Source organism: Flavobacterium sp. AK-301, from assembly GCF_058310215.1.
The window spans coordinates 1-1746 of record NZ_JBZEES010000033.1; the positions used below are offsets into that span (position 1 = coordinate 1).

The following is a 1746-nucleotide window of genomic DNA, read 5'->3' on the forward strand; positions in this document are numbered from 1 at the left end:
TTCAATTACTGGAAAAGACGCTGTTCTTTCATGGAATACCGTTAGTGGGGCTTCTTCCTATTCACTAAGATACAAGGCTACTTCGGATACGGAATGGAAAAATCATAATACAACTAAAAACTCTATTTCTATTACATTAGAACCTAATAAGACGTATACCTGGGAAGTAAGGGTAAACTGTAATTCAGAGTCAGATTATGGAGAGTATGTTAAAGGTACTGATTTTAAAAGCTTAGGAACTACTTGCTCTACAGCTCCCGGGGGATTAGTGGTAAATGCAATTACTAACAATAGCGCCCAATTAATCTGGAATACAATTAGCGGGGCTACTTCTTATACTATAGAGTATAAAACAACCGCTGCTTCAAGTTGGACCACCTACACTACATCAACAGCTTACTATACTCTAAACGGCTTAACTGCCAATACAACTTACAATTGGAAAGTAAAAGCTAACTGCTCTTCGGGAAGCAGTACTCTTACTACGGGTACGAATTTCACTACAATATTGCCTATTACTGCTCCGGTCGGATTAACTGTTAGTGAAATTACTGACAAAGGTGCTCGATTAGCCTGGAATGCCGTTAACGGAGCTACTTCTTATACCGTAGAATATAAGACTACTACTACTTCAAGTTGGACTGCCTACTCTTCATCAACAACTTATTATACTCTAAAGGATTTAAACGCTAATACAACTTACAATTGGAAAGTAAAAGCCAATTTCCCTACGGGAAGCAGTACTTCTACTACGGGAACGGACTTCACTACAACAATATCTATCAGTGCTCCGGTCGGATTAACTGTTAGTGAAATTACCGACAATAGTGCTCAATTAACCTGGAATGCAATTAGCGAGGCTACTTCTTATACTGTAGAGTATAAAACAACTGCTGCTTCAAGTTGGACTACCTATACTACATCAACAGCTTATTATGCTCTAAACGATTTAACTGCCAATACGACTTATAGTTGGAAAGTAAAAGCCAATTTCCCTACGGGAAGCAGTACTTCTACTACGGGAACAGACTTTACTACTATAACAGTTGTAATACCCACCTGTATTAATAATTATGAACCGAATGAAACCTTTGTTACAGCTTATCTGATAGCGGTAAATACAACCTATAATGCTGGAATCGGAAGTACTACGGATAAAGATTACTACAAGTTTAGCTTATCTTCTAATTCTGAAGTAGAAATCATATTGGATAATCTGCCTAAAGACTATGACTTGGTATTGTATAACAGTAAAAAAGAATATATAGCCAGTAGCAGTAAAGAAGGAACTACACAAGAGGTAATCTCTATGAATAATTTAAAAACCGGTATATATTACCTATTTGTGTATGGAGGGTCATATGATCTAAATAAATGCTATAGCTTAAGAGTGAACTCTAAAGAAAATTCTCTTACTGATACTGATACCGATATTAATAATACAAATCCTTCATCTGCTATAAAATTGTATCCAAATCCCGTAGAAGAGGTATTAAACATTGAAAGAATAGTTACTGATCAGACTTATGCTCAGGTAAAGATTTATGATAAAAGAGGAAGAGTCATAAAGACCGTTCAGGTAAAAGTGGAAGATATAATTAAAATAGATGTATCTGATCTATCTCCTAATGCTTATCATTTAAATCTTCTGGGAAAGAACTTTAGATTTATTAAGAACTAAAAAAAATAAAAAATCCCAATCTAAATACCCCCCTAATGCCTAAACAAATGCATCAGGGGGTTTTT

At 35.4% G+C, this 1746-nt stretch carries 1 protein-coding gene; it reads left to right on the forward strand.

What is annotated here, in order from left to right:
• A partial coding sequence (locus AC4FQX_RS15085; RefSeq protein ID WP_491168546.1) for a fibronectin type III domain-containing protein occupies positions 1-1681 on the forward strand: 1681 nt, incomplete at its 5' end.
• Positions 1682-1746: the final 65 nt, after the last annotated feature.